This is a genomic window from Streptomyces sp. NPDC017448 (assembly GCF_044330565.1).
In the GTDB taxonomy this organism is placed as follows: domain Bacteria; phylum Actinomycetota; class Actinomycetes; order Streptomycetales; family Streptomycetaceae; genus Streptomyces.
The window spans coordinates 235,856-256,483 of the sequence record NZ_JBIRLM010000002.1; the positions used below are offsets into that span (position 1 = coordinate 235,856).

The 20,628-nt window shown below is 74.4% G+C and carries 17 protein-coding genes; 9 read left to right on the forward strand and 8 right to left on the reverse strand.

Annotated features, from left to right (window positions below):
• Positions 1–32 precede the first annotated feature (32 nt).
• Positions 33–770 carry a nucleoside/nucleotide kinase family protein gene (locus tag ACH4K1_RS05770; RefSeq protein ID WP_398087002.1) on the reverse strand — a complete coding sequence of 246 codons (738 nt, stop codon included), beginning with the start codon at positions 768–770 and terminating at the stop codon, positions 33–35.
• A 142-nt stretch (positions 771–912) separates the two neighbouring features.
• On the opposite strand from ACH4K1_RS05770, the gene ACH4K1_RS05775 reads away from it, so the two are divergent.
• Entirely contained in the window at positions 913–1,305 is a 393-nt protein-coding gene (locus ACH4K1_RS05775; RefSeq protein ID WP_398087003.1) for a VOC family protein, read from the forward strand.
• Positions 1,306–1,418: 113 nt separating this feature from the next.
• Here the strand turns inward: ACH4K1_RS05775 and ACH4K1_RS05780 are convergent, their stop codons facing one another.
• The 6 genes from ACH4K1_RS05780 to ACH4K1_RS05805 all read right to left on the reverse strand — a co-directional run bounded on the left by ACH4K1_RS05780 (position 1,419) and on the right by ACH4K1_RS05805 (position 10,562).
• Entirely contained in the window at positions 1,419–2,345 is a 927-nt protein-coding gene (locus ACH4K1_RS05780) for a LysR family transcriptional regulator (protein WP_398087004.1), read from the reverse strand.
• An 83-nt stretch (positions 2,346–2,428) separates the two neighbouring features.
• Complete coding sequence (locus tag ACH4K1_RS05785) at positions 2,429–3,628, reverse strand: glycine C-acetyltransferase (protein WP_398087006.1); 1,200 nt, start codon at positions 3,626–3,628, stop codon at positions 2,429–2,431.
• Positions 3,629–3,658: 30 nt separating this feature from the next.
• On the reverse strand, positions 3,659–4,687 hold the full coding sequence (tdh, locus tag ACH4K1_RS05790; protein WP_398087008.1) for an L-threonine 3-dehydrogenase: 1,029 nt from the start codon (positions 4,685–4,687) through the stop codon (positions 3,659–3,661).
• A 375-nt stretch (positions 4,688–5,062) separates the two neighbouring features.
• Positions 5,063–7,342, reverse strand: a complete 2,280-nt coding sequence (locus tag ACH4K1_RS05795) for an ABC transporter substrate-binding protein (protein WP_398087010.1) — start codon at positions 7,340–7,342, stop codon at positions 5,063–5,065.
• A 1-nt stretch (position 7,343) separates the two neighbouring features.
• Positions 7,344–9,734: a bifunctional serine/threonine-protein kinase/ABC transporter substrate-binding protein gene (locus tag ACH4K1_RS05800; protein ID WP_398087011.1), complete on the reverse strand. Its 2,391-nt coding sequence runs from the start codon at positions 9,732–9,734 to the stop codon at positions 7,344–7,346.
• A 9-nt stretch (positions 9,735–9,743) separates the two neighbouring features.
• The gene (locus ACH4K1_RS05805; RefSeq protein ID WP_398087442.1) at positions 9,744–10,562 is read right to left on the reverse strand and encodes a hypothetical protein; all 819 of its coding nucleotides are present in this window, start codon (positions 10,560–10,562) and stop codon (positions 9,744–9,746) included.
• A 455-nt stretch (positions 10,563–11,017) separates the two neighbouring features.
• On the opposite strand from ACH4K1_RS05805, the gene ACH4K1_RS05810 reads away from it, so the two are divergent.
• From ACH4K1_RS05810 to ACH4K1_RS05835, 6 genes are all read left to right on the forward strand, one after another.
• Positions 11,018–13,513, forward strand: a complete 2,496-nt coding sequence (locus ACH4K1_RS05810; protein ID WP_398087013.1) for a GTPase-associated protein 1-related protein — start codon at positions 11,018–11,020, stop codon at positions 13,511–13,513.
• Positions 13,514–13,947: 434 nt separating this feature from the next.
• Entirely contained in the window at positions 13,948–15,039 is a 1,092-nt protein-coding gene (locus ACH4K1_RS05815) for a PP2C family protein-serine/threonine phosphatase (protein WP_398087015.1), read from the forward strand.
• Positions 15,040–15,459: 420 nt separating this feature from the next.
• Positions 15,460–15,882: a hypothetical protein gene (locus ACH4K1_RS05820; RefSeq protein WP_398087017.1), complete on the forward strand. Its 423-nt coding sequence runs from the start codon at positions 15,460–15,462 to the stop codon at positions 15,880–15,882.
• 409 nt (positions 15,883–16,291) lie between these two features.
• Complete coding sequence (locus ACH4K1_RS05825) at positions 16,292–16,582, forward strand: STAS domain-containing protein (protein WP_398087443.1); 291 nt, start codon at positions 16,292–16,294, stop codon at positions 16,580–16,582.
• Entirely contained in the window at positions 16,579–17,514 is a 936-nt protein-coding gene (locus ACH4K1_RS05830; RefSeq protein WP_398087019.1) for an anti-sigma factor RsbA family regulatory protein, read from the forward strand. The genes ACH4K1_RS05825 and ACH4K1_RS05830 overlap by 4 nt, the downstream gene beginning before the upstream one ends.
• A gap of 475 nt (positions 17,515–17,989) precedes the next feature.
• Positions 17,990–18,754 carry a GNAT family N-acetyltransferase gene (locus tag ACH4K1_RS05835; protein ID WP_398087445.1) on the forward strand — a complete coding sequence of 255 codons (765 nt, stop codon included), beginning with the start codon at positions 17,990–17,992 and terminating at the stop codon, positions 18,752–18,754.
• A gap of 107 nt (positions 18,755–18,861) precedes the next feature.
• Here ACH4K1_RS05835 and ACH4K1_RS05840 read toward each other — a convergent pair whose 3' ends face one another.
• The gene (locus ACH4K1_RS05840) at positions 18,862–19,323 is read right to left on the reverse strand and encodes an ATP-binding protein (RefSeq protein ID WP_398087020.1); all 462 of its coding nucleotides are present in this window, start codon (positions 19,321–19,323) and stop codon (positions 18,862–18,864) included.
• A gap of 154 nt (positions 19,324–19,477) precedes the next feature.
• Here ACH4K1_RS05840 and ACH4K1_RS05845 point away from each other — a divergent pair, with 154 nt between their 5' ends.
• On the forward strand, positions 19,478–20,365 hold the full coding sequence (locus tag ACH4K1_RS05845) for a Scr1 family TA system antitoxin-like transcriptional regulator (RefSeq protein WP_398087022.1): 888 nt from the start codon (positions 19,478–19,480) through the stop codon (positions 20,363–20,365).
• A complete protein-coding gene (locus ACH4K1_RS05850) occupies positions 20,362–20,613 on the forward strand; it encodes a DUF397 domain-containing protein (protein ID WP_398087024.1) in 252 nt (83 codons plus the stop codon). Before ACH4K1_RS05845 ends, ACH4K1_RS05850 begins: the two co-directional genes overlap by 4 nt.
• The last annotated feature ends 15 nt before the right edge of the window (positions 20,614–20,628 follow it).

Here is a 20,628-nt window from a genome sequence, read left to right on the forward strand (position 1 = left end):
CGGTGCGACACGGCAGGGAGCATCCTGCCCGATCACGCCCCGCCGCGGGGCGTACGCGGCCGGGCCTCCGCCCGCGCCCCCGCATGCGGGGCGGCCGGGCCCCGGTGATCGCCCCGGTTCCCGGCCGGGGTCAGCCGCACAATGAGGTCGGCACGGTCGCGGCCCCGCTCCACCAGCCGGGCGTTCGCCTCGTCGGAACGGGCCACCCACTCCTCGGCGCGGGACCGGGTCCGCCCGTGGCGCACGTGGCGGTCGACCAGTCGGCGCACCCGGACCGCCGGGTCGAGGTCCAGGAACCACACCTCGTCGAGCAGCCCGCGCACCTCGGCCCAGGGGCCGTCGTCGAGCAGCAGGTAGTTGCCCTCGGTGATGACGAGGGGGACGTCCGGCCCCACCGGCAGCGCGCCCGCCACCGGTTCCTCCAGGGACCGGTCGAAGGCCGGCGCGTAGACCACGTGCACCGGGTCCGGCACGCGCAGCCGCCTCAGCAGGGCCGCGTACCCGGCCGCGTCGAAGGTGTCGGGCGCGCCCTTGCGGTCGGCGCGGCCGAGGCGGTCCAGTTCGGCGGCGGCGAGGTGGAATCCGTCCATCGGGACGAGGGCGGCGCGCCCGTCCAGGGCGGCGACCAGCCGTGCGGCCAGGGTGGACTTCCCGGCTCCGGGCGGGCCCGCGATCCCGAGGATGCCGCGCCGACCGCCGGCCGCGAGGGCGCGGGCCCGCTCGGTCAGCGCGGCGGGGCCGGCGGTGCTCGTAGCGTCCACGGTGTCCATGCAGCGCATTGTGCCCGGCGACCGGGGGCCGAAGCGTCGGCCTGCGGGGCCCCCGGCCGGGGTCCGGGCGTCGGCTCTCGCCCCCCCGGCCGTTAGTGTTACGTATGACGTCACCGCTCCACCACCTCCGGAGGACCCCGTCATGCCGCACATCGCCCTGGTCGCCCTGGTCGTCCGCGACTACGACGAGGCGATCGCGTTCTACCGCGACGCGCTCGGCTTCACGCTGGTGGAGGACACCGACCGGGGGGACGGCTCCCGCTGGGTGGTGGTGCGCCCGCGCGGCGCAGCGGAGGGCACGGGGCTGCTGCTGGCCCGCGCGAAGGACGAGGCGCAGGGCGCTGCGGTGGGGGCGCAGACGGGCGGCCGGGTCGGTTTCTTCCTGTACACCGAGGATTTCGCGGCCGACCACGAGCGGATGCGCGCGGCCGGGGTGCGCTTCCTGGAGGAGCCGCGCCATGAGGCGTACGGCTCGGTCGCGGTCTTCGAGGACCTCTACGGCAACCGGTGGGACCTGCTCCAGCCGGCCGTCTGAACCCCCGCTCGCGGCCCCGGGGCCGGTCCGAGCGGCCTCCGCGTGGGCCCCGGAGACGACGGGCCGGGGCGGCTCCGGCGCACGACGGTCCGCCGACCCGGGCTCGGGGGCGTTCAGGCGCGGCCCGCCAGGTCCCCCTCCCGTACGGCCACCGCCTCCATCGCCTCCAGCACCGGCCGGATCAGCGGATGGCCCTCGGCCCCCTGGCGTACGGCGGCGAAGACGCGGCGGGTGGGGGCGCTGCCCTCGACCGGGCGGACCACCACCCCGGCCAGCTCCATCCCGCGCAGCGCGGAGCGCGGCACCAGGGCCACCCCCGCGTCCGCCCCGGCCAGGGCGACGACGGCGCGGAAGTCGTCCGACGAGTGCTCCAGGCGCGGGGCGAATCCGGCGAACTCGCAGGCCAGGACCACCACGTCGTGGCAGGGGTTGCCCGGGTACGGTCCGATCCACGGGTCCTTCGCCAGGTCGGAGACCGCCACCTGGGCCTGGTCCGCGAGCCGGTGGCCCACCGGCAGCACCGCGTCGAACGGCTCCGAGTACAGGGGGACGCGGGTGAGGCGGCGGTCGTCCTCGGCGGGCGCGCCCCGGTACTCGACGGCCACCGCCACGTCGACCTGCCGGTCCAGCACCATCGGCACGCTCGCGTCGCCCTCCGCGTCCTGCACCTTGACCCGGACGCCGGGCGCGGTGCGGGCCAGCTCGGTGAGGGCGGGGGCGAGGACGAGGCCGATGCCGGTGGCGAACGCGGCGACCGTGACCGTACCGGCGACGCCCGCGCTGTAGTCGGCCAGCTCCGCCTCGGCCCGCTCCAGCTGGGCCAGGACCAGGTTGGTGTGGCCGAGCAGGATCTCCCCGGCGGCGGTGAGCCGGGCCCCGCGCGCCCCGCGTTCGACGAGGCGGTGACCGGTCTCCTGCTCCAGGGCGGCGAGCTGCTGGGAGACGGCGGAGGGCGTCAGGTACAACGCGGCGGCGGCCGCGGTCACCGTGCGGTGGTCGGCCACCGCACGGAGGATTCGCAGCCGCCGCGCATCGATCATGCCCCCATTGTCCCAGGTCGCGGCGGAGCGCCCGACCCGGCGAGCGGCGTCACCCGGCAGGGGGACGACGCCCGGTCAGCGGGTCACGCCTCCGCGTCCAGGGCGGCCCGCGCGTCGACGAAGGCGTCCACGGCGCGGTTCACGTCGGCGGTGGAGTGCGCGGCCGAGAGCTGGACGCGGATGCGGGCCGCGCCCTGCGGGACGACGGGGTAGGAGAACCCGATCACGTACACCCCGCGCTCCAGGAGCAGTTCCGCCAACCGGCCGGCCCTGCCCGCGTCGCCGATCATGACGGGGGCGATGGCGTGGTCGCCGGGGAGGATGTCGAAGCCCTCCTCGGTCATCCGGGTGCGGAACAGCTCGGTGTTGGCTGCCAGCTGCTCGCGCAGGTCGCCGGCGGACTCCAGCAGGTCGATGACCTTGAGGGAGGCGGCGGCGATGACGGGGGCGAGGGTGTTGGAGAAGAGGTACGGGCGCGAGCGCTGGCGCAGCAGGGCGACGATCTCGGCGCGGGCCGCGACGTAACCGCCGGAGGCCCCGCCGAGCGCCTTGCCGAGGGTGCCGGTGATGATGTCGACCCGGTCCATGACCCCGTGCAGTTCGGGGGTGCCGCGTCCGCCGGGGCCGACGAAGCCGACGGCGTGCGAGTCGTCGACCATGACCATGGCGTCGTAGCGGTCGGCCAGGTCGCAGATCTCCTGGAGCGGGGCGACGTACCCGTCCATGGAGAACACGCCGTCGGTGACGATCAGGCGGCGGCGGGCCCCGGACGCCTCCTTGAGCTGCGTCTCCAGGTCGGCCATGTCGCGGTTGGCGTAGCGGTGGCGCTTGGCCTTGGAGAGCCGGATGCCGTCGATGATGGAGGCGTGGTTGAGGGCGTCGGAGATGACCGCGTCCTCGGGGCCGAGAAGGGTCTCGAAGACGCCGCCGTTGGCATCGAAGCAGGAGGAGTAGAGGATCGTGTCCTCCTGGCCGAGGAAGGCCGAGAGCCGCTGCTCCAGCTCCTTGTGGACCTCCTGGGTGCCGCAGATGAAGCGGACCGAGGCCATGCCGTAGCCCCAGCGGTCCAGCGCCTGGTGGGCGGCGGCGACGACCTCGGGGTGGTCGGCGAGGCCCAGGTAGTTGTTGGCGCAGAAGTTGAGGACCTCGCCGGGGCGCCCGCCGGAGGTGACCTCGACGGTCGCGGACTGCGGGGTGCCGATCACGCGCTCGGGCTTGTGCAGCCCGGCGGCGCGGATCTCGTCGAGGGTGGTGCGCAGGTCGTCGCGTACGGAGTCGAACATGCGGGTTCCTTAGGGGGTGCGGTCGGAGGGTCAGGCGGTCCAGTCGAGGATGACCTTGCCGCCGAGGCCGCTCGCGGCGTCGTCGAAGGCCGCCTCGAAGTCGCGGAAGCCGTACCGGCCGGTGATCACGGGGGCGAGGTCGAGGCCGCCCTCCAGCAGGACGGACATGGCGTACCAGGTCTCGAACATCTCGCGGCCGTAGATCCCCTTGATGGTGATCATCGAGGTGACGATGCGGGCCCAGTCGACGGCGAACTCCTCGGCGGGCAGGCCGAGCACGGCGATCCGGCCGCCGTGCGTCATGTTCGCGACCATCTCGCGCATCGCCTCGGGGCGGCCGGACATCTCCAGGCCGATGTCGAAGCCCTCGCGCAGCCCCAGCTTCTGCTGGCCGTCCGCGATGGTGTGCTCCGCGACGTTGAGGGCGAGGCTGACGCCGACCTTGCGGGCGAGGTCGAGGCGGGCCTCGCTGACGTCGGTGATGACGACGTTGCGGGCCCCGGCGTGCCGGGCGACGGCGGCGGCCATGATGCCGATCGGCCCGGCGCCGGTGATCAGGACGTCCTCGCCGACCAGCGGGAAGGAGAGCGCGGTGTGCACGGCGTTGCCGAACGGGTCGAAGATCGCCGCGATGTCGAGGTCGACGGGAACCCGGTGCACCCACACGTTGGAGGCGGGCAGGACCACGTACTCCGCGAACGCCCCGTCCCGCCCGACGCCGAGGCCGACGGTGGAGCGGCAGAGGTGGCGGCGGCCGGCGAGGCAGTTGCGGCACTTGCCGCAGACGAGGTGGCCCTCGCCGCTGACCAGGTCGCCGACCGCGATGTCGGAGACGTCGGAGCCGATCGCGGCGACCTCGCCGACGAACTCGTGGCCGAGGATCAGCGGGGTGGTGACCGCCTGCTGGGCCCAGCCGTCGTAGGCGCGGATGTGCAGGTCGGTGCCGCAGATGCCGGTGCGCAGGACCTTGATGAGGACGTCGGCGGGGCCGTGCTCCGGCTCCGGCACGTCCATCAGCCACAGTCCGGGCTCGGCCTTCTGCTTGACGAGTGCCTTCACGGCGGTGGCTCCCTGACGTCGGTACGCGAGTGGATGCCCCGGGCTCCGGGGCAGGTGGGAAGAGCCCCGCGGCCCGGGGCGGTCTTCGGCGGGTCGCCCCCGGTGGCGGGGGCGCGGCGGGCCGGGGCGGAGCACGGCGTACGGCTGCCCGTCGTCCGCACGCCGCGACGGCACGTCCTGCCTACGTCGTACGGGCCGCACGTCGTACGGCTCCACGCGCCATCCTCGGCCGTCACGGAGAAATCTGCCGTACGACGGGGCCCGGGTCCATCGAGGTTTTCTTAAGCGCGGCCGCAGAAGATCTTCACACCTGGCCGTGGCTTCACCGGCGGTGGCTTCCCGGACCGCCGCCGGACCCCGCCCCGGGCCGGCTTCTCAGCCCCCGGCCTCGCCGTAGGGGCCCAGGAAGCGGGGGCGGCCCCGCTCGACCCGGTGGAGGAAGACGCCGTCCGGGATGCGCACCTGGCGGGTCGAGGCGTCGAAGGCGAGGGTCCGCACGATCCCCCGGTGCTCGGTCCGCACGATCCGGCCGCCGACCCCGCTGCGCACCCGGTCCGAGGCGCTGGTGGTCCCGGCGGCCCGGGCGATCAGGCCGACCGCGTCGTACGCCTCGGCCGCCCAGGTCGCGGGGGGTGTGCCGAACCGCTCGCGGTGGGCGGCGGTGAACGCCCCGGCCGAGGGGAGGGCGGCGGGGTCGGCGTACGCCTCGGCGAAGACCCAGCCGTCGGCGGCCGCGCCCGCCCCGGCGAGGAAAGCGGGGCCCAGGGCGGGCCCGGCGGAGAGCCGGGCCCCGGTGAACCCCTCGGCCGCCAGGGCGGTGGCCAGCCGGGCGGCCCGGGCCGCGTCGCCGCCCGCGTACACCACCGCGTCGGCCCGGCCGCTCACGGCCGTGCGGGCGACCGCGCCGAAGCCCGCGCCGCCCCGGGCGAGGGGGTGTTCGAGGAGGGTGGCGCCGACGGGCGGGGCGCTGCGGAAGGTGCGCCCGATCTCGGCCCCGGGCCCGTCGCCGTCGGCCGCGTCCTCGACGAGCAGGACACGGCTCGCGGGGCGGGTGCGGGCGAGGTAGCCGATGAGGCCGGGCGCGAGCATACGGTCCAGGGGGCGGGTCAGGCACAGGTGCAGGGCCGCGCCGGTGTCGGCCGTGCTGGACCCCGCCGCGACGACGACGGTGGTCAGCCGCGCTTCCCCGTACCGCTGGACGACGTCCCGGCGCAGCACGTTTCCGGTCGGTCCGAGGACCGCGACGACGGAGGGGTCGGCGGCCAGCCGCCCGGCCGCGCGCAGCGCGGCCACCGGGTCGCCCGCGTCGTCCTCGGTGCGCAGGACGAGCCGGAACGCCTTGTCCCGGCGGGCGTTGTGGTCGGTGAGAGCGAGTTGGGCGCCGCGCTGGTGGGCCAGCCCGGCGGCCCGTCCCGGTCCGTGGAGGTCGGCGTGGAGCCCGAGGGTGTACGTGGGCGTCGCCCCGGGCCCCGCCGAGCGGCCGCCCGCCTCCCCGGTGCGCTCCCGCAGGGTGATCCAGGTCGCGGTGGACCCGCCGACCAGGGCGACGCCCCCGGCCGCCCCGGCGGTCAGCAGCCTCCGCCGCGTGGGGCCGCCGGGCCCGCCCCCGCCCTCGGCCGGGGCGGGTGTGGGGGCGGGGGCGGAGAGCGGTGGGGCGGGGGGCGGTTCGGGGTCCGGCAGGGCGAGGGCGGCGGCGGCCCGCTCGGCGATCGACGCGGAGAGCCCGGCGGGCATCGGCCAGGGGCCGAGGTCCGGGGCGGGGGCCGTTTCGGGGGCGCCGTGCGGGTCGGGGGCTCCCCATCGGGTCAGGGACTCGCGCGGGTCCTTCGCCCCGGCCGGGCGCACGGCGTGCGGCCCGCTCGCCGCCAGGGCCTCGCGGACCCGGAGCGCGGTGGGGCGGGCGGCCGGGTCCTTGGCCAGGCAGGCGGCGATCAGGGGGACCAGACCGGGCGGTACGCCCGTCAGCTCCGGCTCCTCGTGGACCGTGCGGAACAGGACCCCCGCCCCGCCGCCCTCGCCGAACGGGCCGCGCCCGGTCGCCGCGTGCACGAGGACGCAGCCGAGGGAGAACACGTCGCACGGCGGGCCCGGTGGCCGGGCCGACGCCTGCTCGGGGGCCAGGTAGCCGGGGGTGCCGATCACCGCGCCGGTGGCGGTCAGCGCGGTGGCGCCCTCCTGGCGGGCGATCCCGAAGTCGATGAGGCGGGGGCCGTCGAGGGCCAGCAGCACGTTGCCGGGTTTGACGTCGCGGTGGACCAGCCCGGCCGCGTGGACCGAGGCGAGGGCGTCGGCCAGCCGGCTCCCCAGCGCCCGGACGGTCGCCGGGGGCAGCGGGCCGCCGGCCCCCGCCACCTCGCCCAGGGAGGGGCCGGGGACGTACGCGGTCGCCAGCCACGGTTCGGCGGCCTCGGTGTCCGCGCCGAGCACCGGGACCACCCACGGCCCGGTGATCCGGGCGGCGGCCTCGGCCTCGCGCCGGAACCGGGCCCGGAAGCCGGGGTCGGCGGCGTGCTCGGCCCGGATCACCTTGACGGCGGCGAGCGCCCCGCCCGCCGAACGCGCCAGGTAGACCACGCCCATGCCGCCCGCGCCGAGCCGGACCAGCGTGCGGTAGGGGCCGACCGTGCGGGGGTCCTCGGAGGCGAGGGGCCGCACGTCAGCTCTTCGGTTTCGGGGCGGGGCCGGCGTAGCGGATGCGGCCGTTCTTCACCCGGTACAAGTGGGCGTCCTGACCGACGAGTTGCTGGCGCTCCTTGTCGAAGGCGTAGGTGCGCGCCACCCCTTCGTACCGGGCTGCGGCGATCGCGGCGGAGAGCGCGGAGCGGGTGGGCCGGCCGTCGCCGGAGGGCGTGGCGCCCGCCGTCGCCGGGGACGCCGTTCCCTTCGCCGGACCGGCCGTGCTCTTCGCGGCGGCCTCCGCCACGGCGGCCAGTTCGCGGGCGACGAGCCCCGCCGCGTCGTACGCCTCGGCCGACCAGGCGGCGGGCGCGGCGTCGAAGCGTTTGCGGTGGGCGGCGGCGAACGTCGCGGCGTCCGGGGCGGCCGCCTCGGTGAACGGGGCGACGAACTCCCAGCCCTCGGCCGCCGCTCCCGCCTGTTCCAGGAACTCGGGGCCCATGACGGTGTGCTGGGCCATGCGCGGTCCGTCGAAGGAGAGGTCGGCGAGGATGCGGGCGACCCGGGCGGCGCCGGTCGCGTCACCGGCGTAGAAGAGGGCGTCGCTCCGGTGGGACAGGATGTCGGTGAGGACCGGGTCGAAGACGGTGGTCCCGGCGGGCACCACGCGGGGGTGGGTGGTGCCGGTGGTGAGCTGGGGGGTCAGCAGGTTGGTCGCGTACCCCGCCTGGTACGCCGCCTGCCCGCCGGCCCGGTCGACCAGGATGCCCAGCCGCTCGACGTCGGGGCGGAGCAGCAGGCGGTGGACGACGGGGACGGCGAGCGCGGCGTAGGAGGGGGCGGCCTGGAAGAACGAGGCGTTGGCCCGCTTCGGGAAGGAGATCTGGAGGGCGGAGACCGTCAGGGCCGGCAGCCCGGCCTCGTCGTACGCGGGCAGGGCCGCCCCGGCGGCCTCGTCACCGGTGGGGCCGATGACGGCGATGACCTCCGGATCGCGGGCGAACTCCTCGGCCACCCGTGCGGAGCGGGCGGAGGCCCCCTGGTCGTCGAGGACTTTCACGGCGAGCCGGAAGGGCTGGTCGCCGAGGGCGTTGAAGCGGTCGACGGCGAGCCGGACGCCGCGTTCCTGGGCGCGTCCGGCGGCGCTGCGGGGTCCGGTGAGGTCGGCGTGCACCCCGATGATCCAGCGGCTTCCTCCGGGGGCTCCGTCAGCGCCGGTGGAGGGTTCGTCGCGGGTGAGGCGTACGGCTGCGAGGGCCCCGGCCCCGAGGGCGAGGGCGCCGCCGCCCGCGAGCAGGAGCGCCTTCCTGCGGGAGACGGCGGGACTCGGGGTGCCGGGTCCGCCGGGTCCGCCGGGTCCACCGGGTCCACCGGGGGCGGCGGGGGCGGCGACGGTGGCGTCGATGCCGGGCAGGGCCAGCAGGGCGGCGGACCGGTCCGCGATGATCCGGACGACGTCCTCGGGCAGCCAGCCCGCCGCGGCCCCGGCGGGGGCGTCCTCGGGGATCAGGGTGTCGAGTCCGGCGGCGGTCGGACGGTCGCCCGGGTCCTTGGCGAGGCACCGCTCCAGCAGCGCGCGCAGGGGGGCGTCGTGGATGCCGTCCAGGTCGGGTGCGTCGTGCACGGTGCGGTAGAGGACGGCGTCGACCGCGCCGCCGCCGAAGGGCGGCCGGCCGGTGGCCGCGTACGCCAGGAGGCAGCCGAGCGAGAAGACGTCCCCGGCGGCGCCGGACGGCGCGTCGGGGGGACCGGACGCGGTCCCGGCGGCCTGGGGGGCGGGGTCGGCGGCCCTGGACGGGGCCTCGGCGGCCCCGGCGGACGCGTCGGAGCCCTCCGGCGCCGACGAGGAGGTCCCGGACCCCCGCCCGTGATCGCCCGACGCCTCCTCGGGCGGGAGGAAGCCCGGCGTGCCGACGATCAGGCCGGTGGCGGTGAGGGCGGTGGCGTCGGCGGCGCGGGCGATTCCGAAGTCGATCAGCCGGGGGCCGCCGGTCGCCAGCAGGACGTTGCCCGGTTTCACGTCCCGGTGCACGAGCCCGGCCGCGTGCACGGCGGCCAACGCGCGGGCGAGCAGCCGTCCGAGGACCCGCACGCTGCGCACGGGCAGCGGTCCCCGCCGGGCGACGACCTCGTACAGCGTCGGGCCCGGAACGAACTCCGTTGCGAGCCAAGGACGTTCGGCCTCGGTGTCCGCGCCGGTGACGGAGACGGCCCAGGGGCTGTCGACCCGTCCGGCGGCTTCGGCCTCGCGGCGGAAGCGGGCCCGGAACCCCTCGTCCCCGGCGTGTTCGGGCAGGATCACCTTGATCGCGGCGAGCGCTCCGGCGTCGGTGCGCCCGAGGTAGACGACTCCCATGCCGCCCGCTCCGAGGCGGCCGAGGAGCCGGTGGCCGCCGATCCGGGCGGGGTCGGTGGGTCGCAGCTCGTCCATCGCCCGGCCTCAGCTCTGCTTCTCGACGGCGGACCGCAGCCGCACCAGCATGGCGGCCTGCGCCTGGACGACCAGGTCGTCGATCTCCCGCTCGGTGCGCCCCTTCGCCCCCTTGCCGGTGGTGGAGACGGTGAACTGGAGGGTCTGCGCCTGCTGCCAGGCGTAGTAGTGCGGTCCGCCGAGCTCGGAGCTCCGGTACTGCCCCGACTCGCTGAGGAAGTCCTCGGAGCTTCTCTGGTCGGCCTCGCCGCCGAAGAGGGCGCCCGCGACCAGACCGCCGATCAGCTCGCCGTCGCGCAACTGCTGCGTGGGGCAGCGCATCGACTCCTCGACCGACTCCGCCACCTCCCAGGCCGCGCCCTCGCGGGTGCGGTGGACGGTGACGGTCGCGCCGAGCCGCACCGGCCCCTTCCCCGCCGTGGCGGGCAGTTCGAACGACCGGCTCAGGGTGGCCAGGACGCCGTGGTCGGGCTTCCGCTGCCGCCAGACGCAGTCCTCGCCGAGGACGGGCCAGGTCGCCGGTCCGCTCTCGTACGGGTCCCGCTTCACCACTCCGGAGCCGAAGCTGTCGGGGACGGCGATGACGCGGGCGATGAGGTCGAGCGCCGCCGCCCGCGTCGTGGGGAGCCGGGCGGGGTCGGGGTCGAGGGTCTGCGGGGACTCGGCGGACGGTCCGGACCCGGTGGACGGTCCGGACCCGGCGCCCCCGCCGGAATCGGGAACCGGGCTGCCGCTCGCCCGTGCACCGGCACGCGTCGGGGCGTGGCGCTTCTCGGCGTTCCCCGGCTCGTCCGCCGCGCCGGAGCAACCGGCGAGCAGCACCGCCACCAGGGCCAGGGGCAGCGCGAGCCGCCCGCCTCTTGACGACACGTGACGGTTCACCGTGTTTCCCCGTTCCTTCTGGACGCCGCGTCGATCATAAGTTCGCCGCGCCGCCGCGGTGGCGGTGTCCGGGGACTGTTGCCTCATAGGGACATGGACGGTCGTCCCGTTACGGAGGCCGGCGACGACGCGGCCCTCGGAGCCCGCCCGGGGCGGCCCCGTGCCGGAGGACGCGACGGGCCTCCCGCCCCCGGCGCCGTGGCGGTCGCTCACGCCCGGGGAGAGCCCCGGCCCCCCTGCCCGCGACCTGACCCGGCAGCTCGGGCCAGCACCTGACGCAGCGTACGGAACATCTTCCCGTGCTTGATAACGTCGCCCCCGCGGCTGCGGACTTCCCCCCGGACCCAGCCGTACGGGGCGGGCACGGGGATCGGACGCGGCAGGACGAAGAGGGCCGGCAGATGAGCCTTGCACAGGTGCACTACACCTCCGCCGCGCCGGGGCGCGAGGGGGCGGCGGGCCGGTTCACGGCGGTCGGTCCCGGGGTGTCCGGGGCCCTGCTGGCCGAGATCGAGCCCTTGGTGCGCTACGAGTTTCCCGACGGGACGGCCGACCGCCCGTCGGACGGCGAACTCCGTGCGCTCCCCCAGGCTTTCACCTACGCCGCCCTCTCGGACGGCAGCCGGCTGGTGGCACGTTCGGCCCCGGTGCGGGAGGCGGGCGGCGGGCCGGGGGCGGGGTTCCACGCGCACGCGGTCCACCTGCCTCCGGGGGTGCCGCTGCCGGGCGACCGGCTGCCGGTGGAGGCGTGGCGGTCGCCGCACTGGGTGACGACGGCGCCCGGCGGCCCGGCGCCGGACCCGTTGGCGCTTCCGCCGGGCCCGGCGGCGGTCTCCGAGGGCCTGGACGACTTCGCGGTGTCGCGCGGCCCCTGGCTCGCGGCCGTGCTGGCGGACCTGCGCCGGGCGAGCGGGGTGGAGGCGGCCGGCGGTGGGCCGGTGGTGCTGGTGGAGCGGCAGTGCGCGGACGTGGCCCGGTGGCTGGGCCTCGCGGCCGTGACCCTGCCGAGGGAGAGCGCGGAGCGGCTGACGTTCACCACGTACACCCGGAGGCCGGGAAGCGCGGCGGTGCGGGTGGCGGGCGTACTGCCGGAGGACGCGGAGGCGGCACGGGGCGCGGGCCTGCGGGTCCACGTGTGCACGGGACAGGCCCCGGCGGACGGCGGTACGGGCGATGTGTGGGCGGCGACGGCGGCGCGGGTCTGGCGGAGCCGGTCGCCGGAACTGTTCCGGGAGGCCCGTGAGCTGCCCGGAGAGCCGTTCGCGGCGGGCCCGTTGGCGGTGACGGCGCTGTGCGCGGGGATCGCGCTCGGGCCGGACGGGCGTGCGGCCGCGGCCGATTGGGCCGCCGACCGCCCGTACGCGCTGGACGCGAAGCGTACCGGCCGGTTGGTGGAGGCCCTCACCGCTCCCTCCATCGACGACCGCACGGATGTCGAATTCGACGCGGCCGGGCGGCTGTTCGGCGCGCTGGAGGGCCGCTGCCCCGCTTCGCTGACCGCTCCGCTGGCGGCGATGCTGGTGACGGAGGCGGTACGGGGCGGGAACGGGTCGCTGGAGCTGCCGGGCCGGGACGCGTTCACGGGGCCGGAGGGGGCGGCGGTCGCGGAGCGGCTGGGCCCGGAGGTCCTGTCCGAGCTGGGCGGGGGCGCGGCGGGGTCGCTCCCGGTGGCGCGGATCGTTCAACTCCTTCGCGTGGCACGGCTGTTGGACGTGGACAGTACGGAGCTGCCGGCGGGGGTCGTGGACCGGCTGGCGTCCGCGCTGCTGTCGGAGTCAGGGGTACGGGACGGGGGCGGGGCGGAGGCAGGGGACGGGCAGGAGGCGGAAGGCCCGCCGGGCTTCGCCCCGGCGCTGCTGGAGCTGCTGGACGAACAGTTCGAGGTGCGGACGGCGTTGCTCGGCGCGTTGGACCGGCTCGCCCCGCGTGACCCCGGGGCGATGGCCCGGTTCCTGGAGCGGGTGGCGGTGCCGTTCACAGGGACGCAGGCGCTGCCGCATCTGCGGATGTGCGCCGAGGTCCCGGGGGCGATGGCGACGCTGGGCGGTGACCGGGCTGCGGTGTGGCACCGGGTGCTGCGGGCGGCCGGCCTCTCCCCGTTCGCCGAGCCGCTGGTCCTGCGCACGGGGGTCGGCCTGGTCTGGGAGGACCGGGCCCCCACGGTGGAGGAGGCCCGCCTGCTGCTGGACGCGGCCACCTCGGACGCGCACCGAGCGGCCGGTACGTGGGCCCGTCTGGTGGACGCGGCGCTCGACGCGTCCACCGCCGGTTCGCCCGCCGCGAGCGCCGACGAGGCGGCGGCCCTCGCCCACGACCTCCTGTGCGGCTTCCCCGAGGAGATCGGCGGCCGGGAACGCGCGGGCCTCCGGCTGCTGGTCCTGGTGCGCGACCTCCGTACCGGCGCGCCGGAACCGGGCTGGGCGGAGACCGTCCGCACCCTGTGCGCCCAGGCGGAACCGGTCGAACCGGCGCTCCGGGAGCGGGCCCACGCGGCCCTGGTGGAACGGCTGCTGGCCCCGGACCGCCCGGGGGCCGAGCTGTACGCCTTCGTCCACGGCGACGACGCCGAGCTGATCGCCGCGTACGACCGGGCGGCCCGATCGGAGCCCGTACGGTCCCGGCTCCGCACGCAGCCCGCCTACGCCGCGGACTGCTTCACCGTCTGGACGGCCCACCCGCACGCGGGCACGGCCTGGCCCCCGGTGGCCGCCGCCCTGCTCGACGAGGTCCTGCGCCCGGCCGTCCGCACCCTGTCGGCCGAGAAGGTCGCGGAGGTCGAGGCGACGGTGGGCCGCACGGGCAGCAGCGGCCGGGCGAACGCCTTCCGGGACTGGAACCGCTCGACTGCCCTGGGCCGCCTGGGCCGCCGGATCGCGGGCCGGGTGCGGCGGGGCTGAGCGGGCGGGGGCGGTGCCCTGGGGCCGGGCCCCGAACCCGGCTCCGGAACAATCGCACCCACGGTGCGCAGGCGGGGCGGCGCCGGTCGCGGCAGGATTCACCGAGGCTTTTCAGCGCCGCCCTTCTGTCCGAGGACGGCCCGGGGGAAACAGCGATCACGCGGCTCGGTCCCGTGAGAGGTCCGCGGCGACGATTCCGGCCGTGAACGCAGGGACAGTCCTTAGCCGACGAAGGCGGGTCGATGCCGTCTACAACGTGCTTGTCCGTGCATGATGTTTTCCCTATGAGTCGTGAGCCGGCAAAGCGAACGGAAAGGGATGTGGCGCCTGTGGGCATTGGACGGTCCGCTCAGGAGCGCCGGCGTCGGGAGAATGAAAACCCGTGGCCCCCTCGGTGGATCCGCTGGCTTCCCCCTGCACTGATCGCCGTATCCATGCTCCTCGATCAGGTGACACCGCCGTATTACTTCTTCGGAACGCTGCTCACGGCGTCGGTCGTGCTGGCCGTATTGGCCTACACTCCGCTCGGCGTCGCCTGCACCGGCGCGGTCGGGTGCCTCGTGTTGGCACTCACCGAAGCATTCAAGGACAACGTAGGCCCCCTGACCGTCACCACGTTGATCGTGCTGGCTGTCATCACGGCGCTCTCCGTTGCGCTGTGCGCGCTTCGCTTCCGGATAGAGAAGCGTTTCCGTCGCGTCCAGACAGTCGCCGAAGTAGTACAACTGGCCCTCTTGCGTCCGCTTCCCGCCCAAGTCGGCCCCGTGAGAATGGCCGGCTTCTACCGGGCCGCCGACGACGAGGCACTCATCGGTGGAGACCTCTACAGCGTCCGCCGGACCCCTTTCGGTATTCGCGTGATCGTCGGGGACGTCAGAGGCAAGGGCATCGATACCACCCACGCCCTGACCACGGTCCTTTCGACTTTCCGGGAAGCGGCCCTGCTCCAACCGACTCTTCCTCAACTCGCCGAACGCATCGACACGGCGCTGAAACTCGACCGCGAGAATTCCGACCTGTATTCGACCATCGGCGACGATCCTTCAGTTCCCGCCTCGCCGAAGGGCGCCGAAGACGCGGTGGCTCCAGAGGATGAGCTGTTCGTCACCGCCGTTCTGCTCGAATTCCCCCCGCACTCCCACGAAGTACGGGTTGTGGACCGGGGCCATCAACCCCTGCTTCTCGTCGGCTCCGGTGAGGCGACCGTCGTGGAGACCGAACACAGCCTCCCGCTGGGCATGGGAGACCTCCTCGTCGAACAGCCGCGCACGACCACCCACGCGATGAGGCCCGGCGACACTCTGATCGCCTACTCCGACGGTGTCACCGAAGCACGCGACCGCGCCGGGGCCTTCTACCCTCTCCGCACCCGTCTCCAGGCTCACTGCGACAGCAGCCCTCAGCCGTGCTCCCCCGACGACCTCATCGACTTCCTCCAGCGCGACCTCGCCCGGTGGTCGGCCGCTCTCACCGACGATGTCGTGGCCATCGCCCTCCAGCCCGTTCCGCCGGCCCAGGACATGTGACCCGTTGGACCCGAGGCGTCGAGGCCCGGGGCCCTGACCTCTCGCCGCCGGACCCGGAGCCGCGGGGCAGGGGGCGCGGGGCAGGGGGCGCGGGGCAAGGCGGGACGGATCGGCCGACGCGGGACGGGCAAGCACGCGAAGCTCCTGTGCGCGGGTCGCCGGCGACGGGGGCAGCGCTCCCTGGGCCGACCGGCTCAACGCGGGCCTCACGGCAGCCGTGTCGGTGGAGTTCGACCGCCCCGAACACCTCATCCGGAGAGCCACCGCCCCTCCCCCTGGAGCGGAAGGGGAAGGAGCTTCGGACGCCGTCCCGGCGCGAGACGCGGACGCGGCCCTCGGGGAGCCGGCCGGCGGTGCTCTCGATCGCGGGAGGGCTACCGGCGGTGTCGAGCGGCGGGGCCCGTTCCGTACAGTGGCCCGATGGACACGCGAAGGATCGTCGCGCTGCTGGTCGAGGAAGCCGAGCAGCTGATCCAGGACCAGGTGTGGAAGCTTGAGCCGGACGACCGTGCACTCGCCCTTGAGGCCGCGACCGGCCTGCGCGACGCGATCCGTCCGGCGGACGCCCAGGAGGCGCTGCCACAGGTCGACCGGCTCGCACACCTGCGGGAAACGCTCGCCGTCCTGGCCATCGCCCTCGCACGTACTCACGGCCGCATGGCCTGGTTCCTCTCCGGCGTCCTCCACGCGCTCGAACCGGTCCTGCGCTGGCGCGCCCTGCCGGCTGACGGTGGCGGAACCTTCGGCACCGTCCTTCCGACCCCTGAGGAATATGTGGAGGCGGAGGATGCCGTCCGCCGCCTCCAGGACGCCCTTGCGAAGATCGCCACCGAGCCCCACTGACCCGGCGCCCGCTCCGTGACCGGGCTGCGCTGAACTCGCCGCACCGAACAGTCCCCTCCGCAAGGGGGCCTGCACGGCGCGCGGGGTGCCGCCACCGGCCGGAGGCGTCACGGGCGACGTCGAGGCTGACTTCCACCACCGGCTCGGGTTCCACCAGCGTCACGTCCAGCTGTGGCATGTTCGGGATCCGCGGTCCCCGAGCGCTTTCCCCGACCGCCGTCGAACGTTGCCGGCTCCCCCTCACAGGACCCGGCGTCCTGCCGCCTGGATACACTGCCCCGTCGGGTGGGACTTTTCCTCCGCCCGCGCCGGGACGGCGGCAGGCGGCTTGATGTGAAGGAGTCCGAGCGTGGATGCCCCACATGCGGTGGGTGGGCCCCGGACGGTGCCCGGGAGGGCCGCGTTGGAGGTGAGCCCGTTGTCCGGTCGTGCCGGGATACGTGCCCGTGGTGAGATCAGCGCCCTCACTCGCCCGTCCTGGGAGCAGGCCCTGTCCGAGCTGGCCCGGCGGCACGCGGGTGTGTCGTACGTGGAGCTGGCGGATGTGGCCTTCGTCGACATGGCCGGGGTGACCGCGCTGGCGGTCACCGCCGTGAACCTGCCCGACGGTAGGATCGTGGTCGAGAATCCCCCGCCGCAGCTGCCGCGGGTTTTGGAGATGTTCTGGCCGGGCCTGGACCGGATTGAGGTGGCTCTGTGACGAGCACGGCGACCACCCATGAGGCGTTCGCGCACCCTGCCCTGTTCTACCGAACCGAGCAGGAGTACACGCAGCAGACGGTGGCCTTCCTGCGCGAGGGTCTGACCAGGGGCGAGCCGATGGCCGTGGCGGTTCCCGGCCCCAACCTGGAACTGATCAAGACAGGTCTGGGCGGGGACGCCGAGGACATCCTGTTCCTGGACATGACCGAGGCCGGACGCAACCCGGGGCGGATCATCCCCAAGGTGCTGCGCGGATTCGCCGACGCCCACTCGAAGGAGCGGGTGCGGATCATCGGCGAGCCGATCTGGGCCGGGCGCAGCGCGGTGGAGTACCCGGCGTGCGCGCAGCACGAGGCGCTGATCAACGCCGCGTTCGAGGGCCGGGCGGTGACGATCCTGTGCCCCTACGACGAGGTACGGCTGGACCCGCAGGTGATCGCCGATGCGCGGGTCACCCATCCGACCCTCATCAGCGGGGAGGGCCGTGAGTCGGTCAGCGACGCCTACGACTGGCAGGCGGTCGTCGACCGGTACAACCAGGCGCTGACGCCTGCACCGGACGCCGCAGCCTTCTCCTACAGCAGTGAGGACCTTCCGGCGGTCCGCCAGTTCGCTCTCGCTCAGTCGACGCGGCTGGGCCTGACCGGGGACCGGCTGATGGATGTGGAGCTGGCGGTCGCGGAACTGACGACCAACAGCGTGATCCACGGCGGAGGCCGCGGGACACTCGCCGTCTGGGCCGAGCAGGAGCAGCTGGTGTGCGAGGTCCGCGATGCGGGCCGGCTGACCGATCCGCTGGCCGGCCGCCGCCCGCCGGAGCCCGGCCAACTGGGCGGCCGGGGCCTGATGCTGGTCCACTACGTGGCCGACCTCGTGCGGCTGCACACCGGCGACGACGGCACGACCGTGCGCTTCTACCTCGGCTTGTGACAACACACGGGCGGCCACCCGCCCGGCCGGCCGCCCACCCGCCCGGCTCGTCCCGCGAACCTCGGCTGACGGGTGGAAGCGCGGGGCGGTGTGCCGAGTGCTTCGTGATCGGGCCCGCGCCGACCGGGTCAGCCGGGTGACGGCCGGCTCGTGGTCGTCGGCCGGGTCGCCGATCCGTTCGGTCCGGTACCGTCCCGTGACACCACGTCATCCCCCGCCCCCGGAGTGGGGGGCGGCAGGAATTCGGCCTCGACCGGCGGCTCCCCACAGCCGCGACCAGCGCGCCCCTACGCCGTCGCGGCGCCCCCGTTCGTCGCGTCAGCCGCCCTTGAACGGCACGGCGCCAGGGCGTGGATCGAGAGTGCTGGTCGTCGGCGTAGCACTGCCGGAAATGGCCTGCGATCTTCGTCCGGTCATGCTGGGATCAATCGCTATGAACGATTACTTTCTCGACCAAGCCGATGTGCTGGACAGGATGGAACGGAACCTGGCGGAACACGCCTGTCATCTGCACCGCGGTAGGGCCGGTACGACCGTCACAGAGGTCCATGACCTCCTGATCGCGGACAGCGGCCTGGATGACGACACGTTCAACATCGTCGCCGGCGCACGCTTCACCACCGACGACGCCACGGTCCGGATCACCGAGACCGTCGGGGCGCTGGCCCGCACCGGCCGCAGTTTCTCCTGGTGGGTGGGGCCCGCCTCGACACCGGCGGACCTCACCACCCGCCTTGCAGGGGCCGGTCTGCCGGTCTCCGAACGTGAGACGGCGATGTGGGCCGAACTGGACGACACCCTGCCGCCTCCCGCCAATCCGGGACTGGACATCCGGAGCGTGACCACACCCGGACAGCTCGCCGACTACGCCACGGTCCTCGCCGCGAACTGGAACCCGCCCGCCGAAACCGTCCGACGCTTCTTCGCCCAGTCCGCTTCGCGGGCACTGGCCGCGGCCTGCCCGGCCCGGTACCTGGTGGGGTACGTGGAGGGCCGCCCGGTCTGCTCCGCCGAGGTGTTCCACCATGCGGGAGTCGCCGGCATCTACAACATCTCCACCCTGGCCGCCCACCGCCGGCGCGGCTACGGCGGCGCCATCACGCTCGCGGCCCTCCGCACGGCCCGAGAGGGAGACCACCGCATCGCGGTCCTGCAGGCGTCGGCCGACGGCGAGCCCGTCTACCGCCGCCTGGGGTTCCGATCCTGCGGCCAGTTCACCGAACATGCCATCACCCCCTGAACGGTGAGCCCGGTCCTTGCGGGAGGCGTACGGCCGTCGCGGCCCCGGGCCCCGGCTCCACTCCTGTTCACGCCGGCCCGTACGAACGCGAGGCGACGCCGCACCCTTCAGCGCGGCAGGTCCAGCTCGGCACGGACCGTCTTGCCGGGGTCGCGGTCCAGGACCTCCCAGCGGTCCGCCAGGGCCTCCACGATCAGCAGCCCGCGCCCGCTGTCGGCGCCGTCCTCCGGTGCGATGATCTCGCCGGGGCCCGGCGGCCGGCGTTCGCCCCGGGCATCGGAGACCTCGATCCGCAGAAGGCCGGGGGTTTCCGGGTCTCCGGGCATGTACGACAGTCGCAGTTCGAAGTTGCGGTCAGGGACGCGGCCGTGGGTCACCGCGTTGGCCGCCAGCTCCCCGATGATCAGGGCCGCCGACTCCGAAGCGTCACCGAGGTACGCGATGCCCCAGGTGTGCAGCTTGTGCAGGCCGACGCGGCGAGCAAGCCGGGCCCCCTGCGGATTCGCCGGGTATTGGTGGTTGAACACACGTACGGTTACGGGGTACTGGGTCTTCACGGGTGCTTCCATGCCCCCAGATTCCGGGCTTTCGACCTCTCCTCACCAGGTCAGCAACTCGTACGCTGCGTCAGCGTACGGGTGCGAAGGGTAGACGGTACGGATCACGGTCCGTAAGCATGGGCGGGTTGTTCACCGGCACCAGGACACGGGGAGGTGGCCGTCCATGACGCACGGCACCGAAGGCATCGGCACCATCGCACAGGGCCCCTCGGGAGGCGGCGGCGCACGCGGACGCGGCGGCTCCGAGCCCGAACCGCAGTACAGCCTGAAGATGTTCGGGGAGGTGGTCAAGACCTTCCGCAAGCGGGCCCGGCTGACACAGGAGCAGTTCGCGCCGCTCGTGCGGTACTCGGTGGAGACCATCGCCTCCATCGAGCAGGGTCGCCGCTTCCCGCCCCCGGACTTCGCGGAGCGCGCCGAAGCGGTGCTCGACGCGTTCGGCGTGATCGAGGCCGCGGCCAAGCATCTGACGCGGCAGAAGGGGCTGGCGAGCTGGTTCCGGCTATGGGCGGATCTGGAGCTGTCGGCGCTGAGCCTGTACACGTACGAGTGCCGGTTGATCCCGGGGCTGTTGCAGACGCCCGCGTACGCGCGGACGCTGTTCACCGACCAGTTGCCGCCGCTCACCGACGAGCAGATCGAGGTTCAGCTGGCGGCACGGCAGGAGCGCCAGCAACTCCTGCGGAACCGGCCGAACACCGCGTTCAGCTTCATCCTCGAAGAGCACCTGTTCCTGCGGAACTTGGGAGGCGACGAGGTCACCAAGGAATTGCTCGACCACATCCTCAACCTGTCCGAGCTGCGTAATGTCACCATCCAGATCATGGAGGTGGTGCGCCCTCACCACTCCGGGCTCGACGGACCCATGCAGTTGCTGGAGACCCCGAAGCACCAGTGGCTGGGTTACCTGGAGGGACAGGAGCACGGGCAGCTCGTCACCGACCCCAAAGTGATCAGCGCGTTCCAGATGCGGTGTGCCAGTATGCGTTCACAGGCTCGTACAGCGGAGGACTCCAGGAGCCTGATGCAGCGGATGCGAGGAGCGACATGAGCACCACACCCCTGGCCTGGTTCAAGAGCAGCTACAGCGGCGGCTCCGGCGACTCCTGCGTGGAGGTAGCCATGGAGTGGCACAAGTCGAGCTACAGCAGCGCCGAAGGCGACTCCTGCGTCGAGGTCGCCGCCTGCCCCTCGACCGTCCACGTCCGCGACTCCAAGCTCGACGAGAGCCCCCAGCTCGCCCTCGCCCCGGCCTCCTGGACCAGCTTCCTCGGGTACGCGGTCCAGGGCCGGGGCTGAGCGACAGCCGGGCAG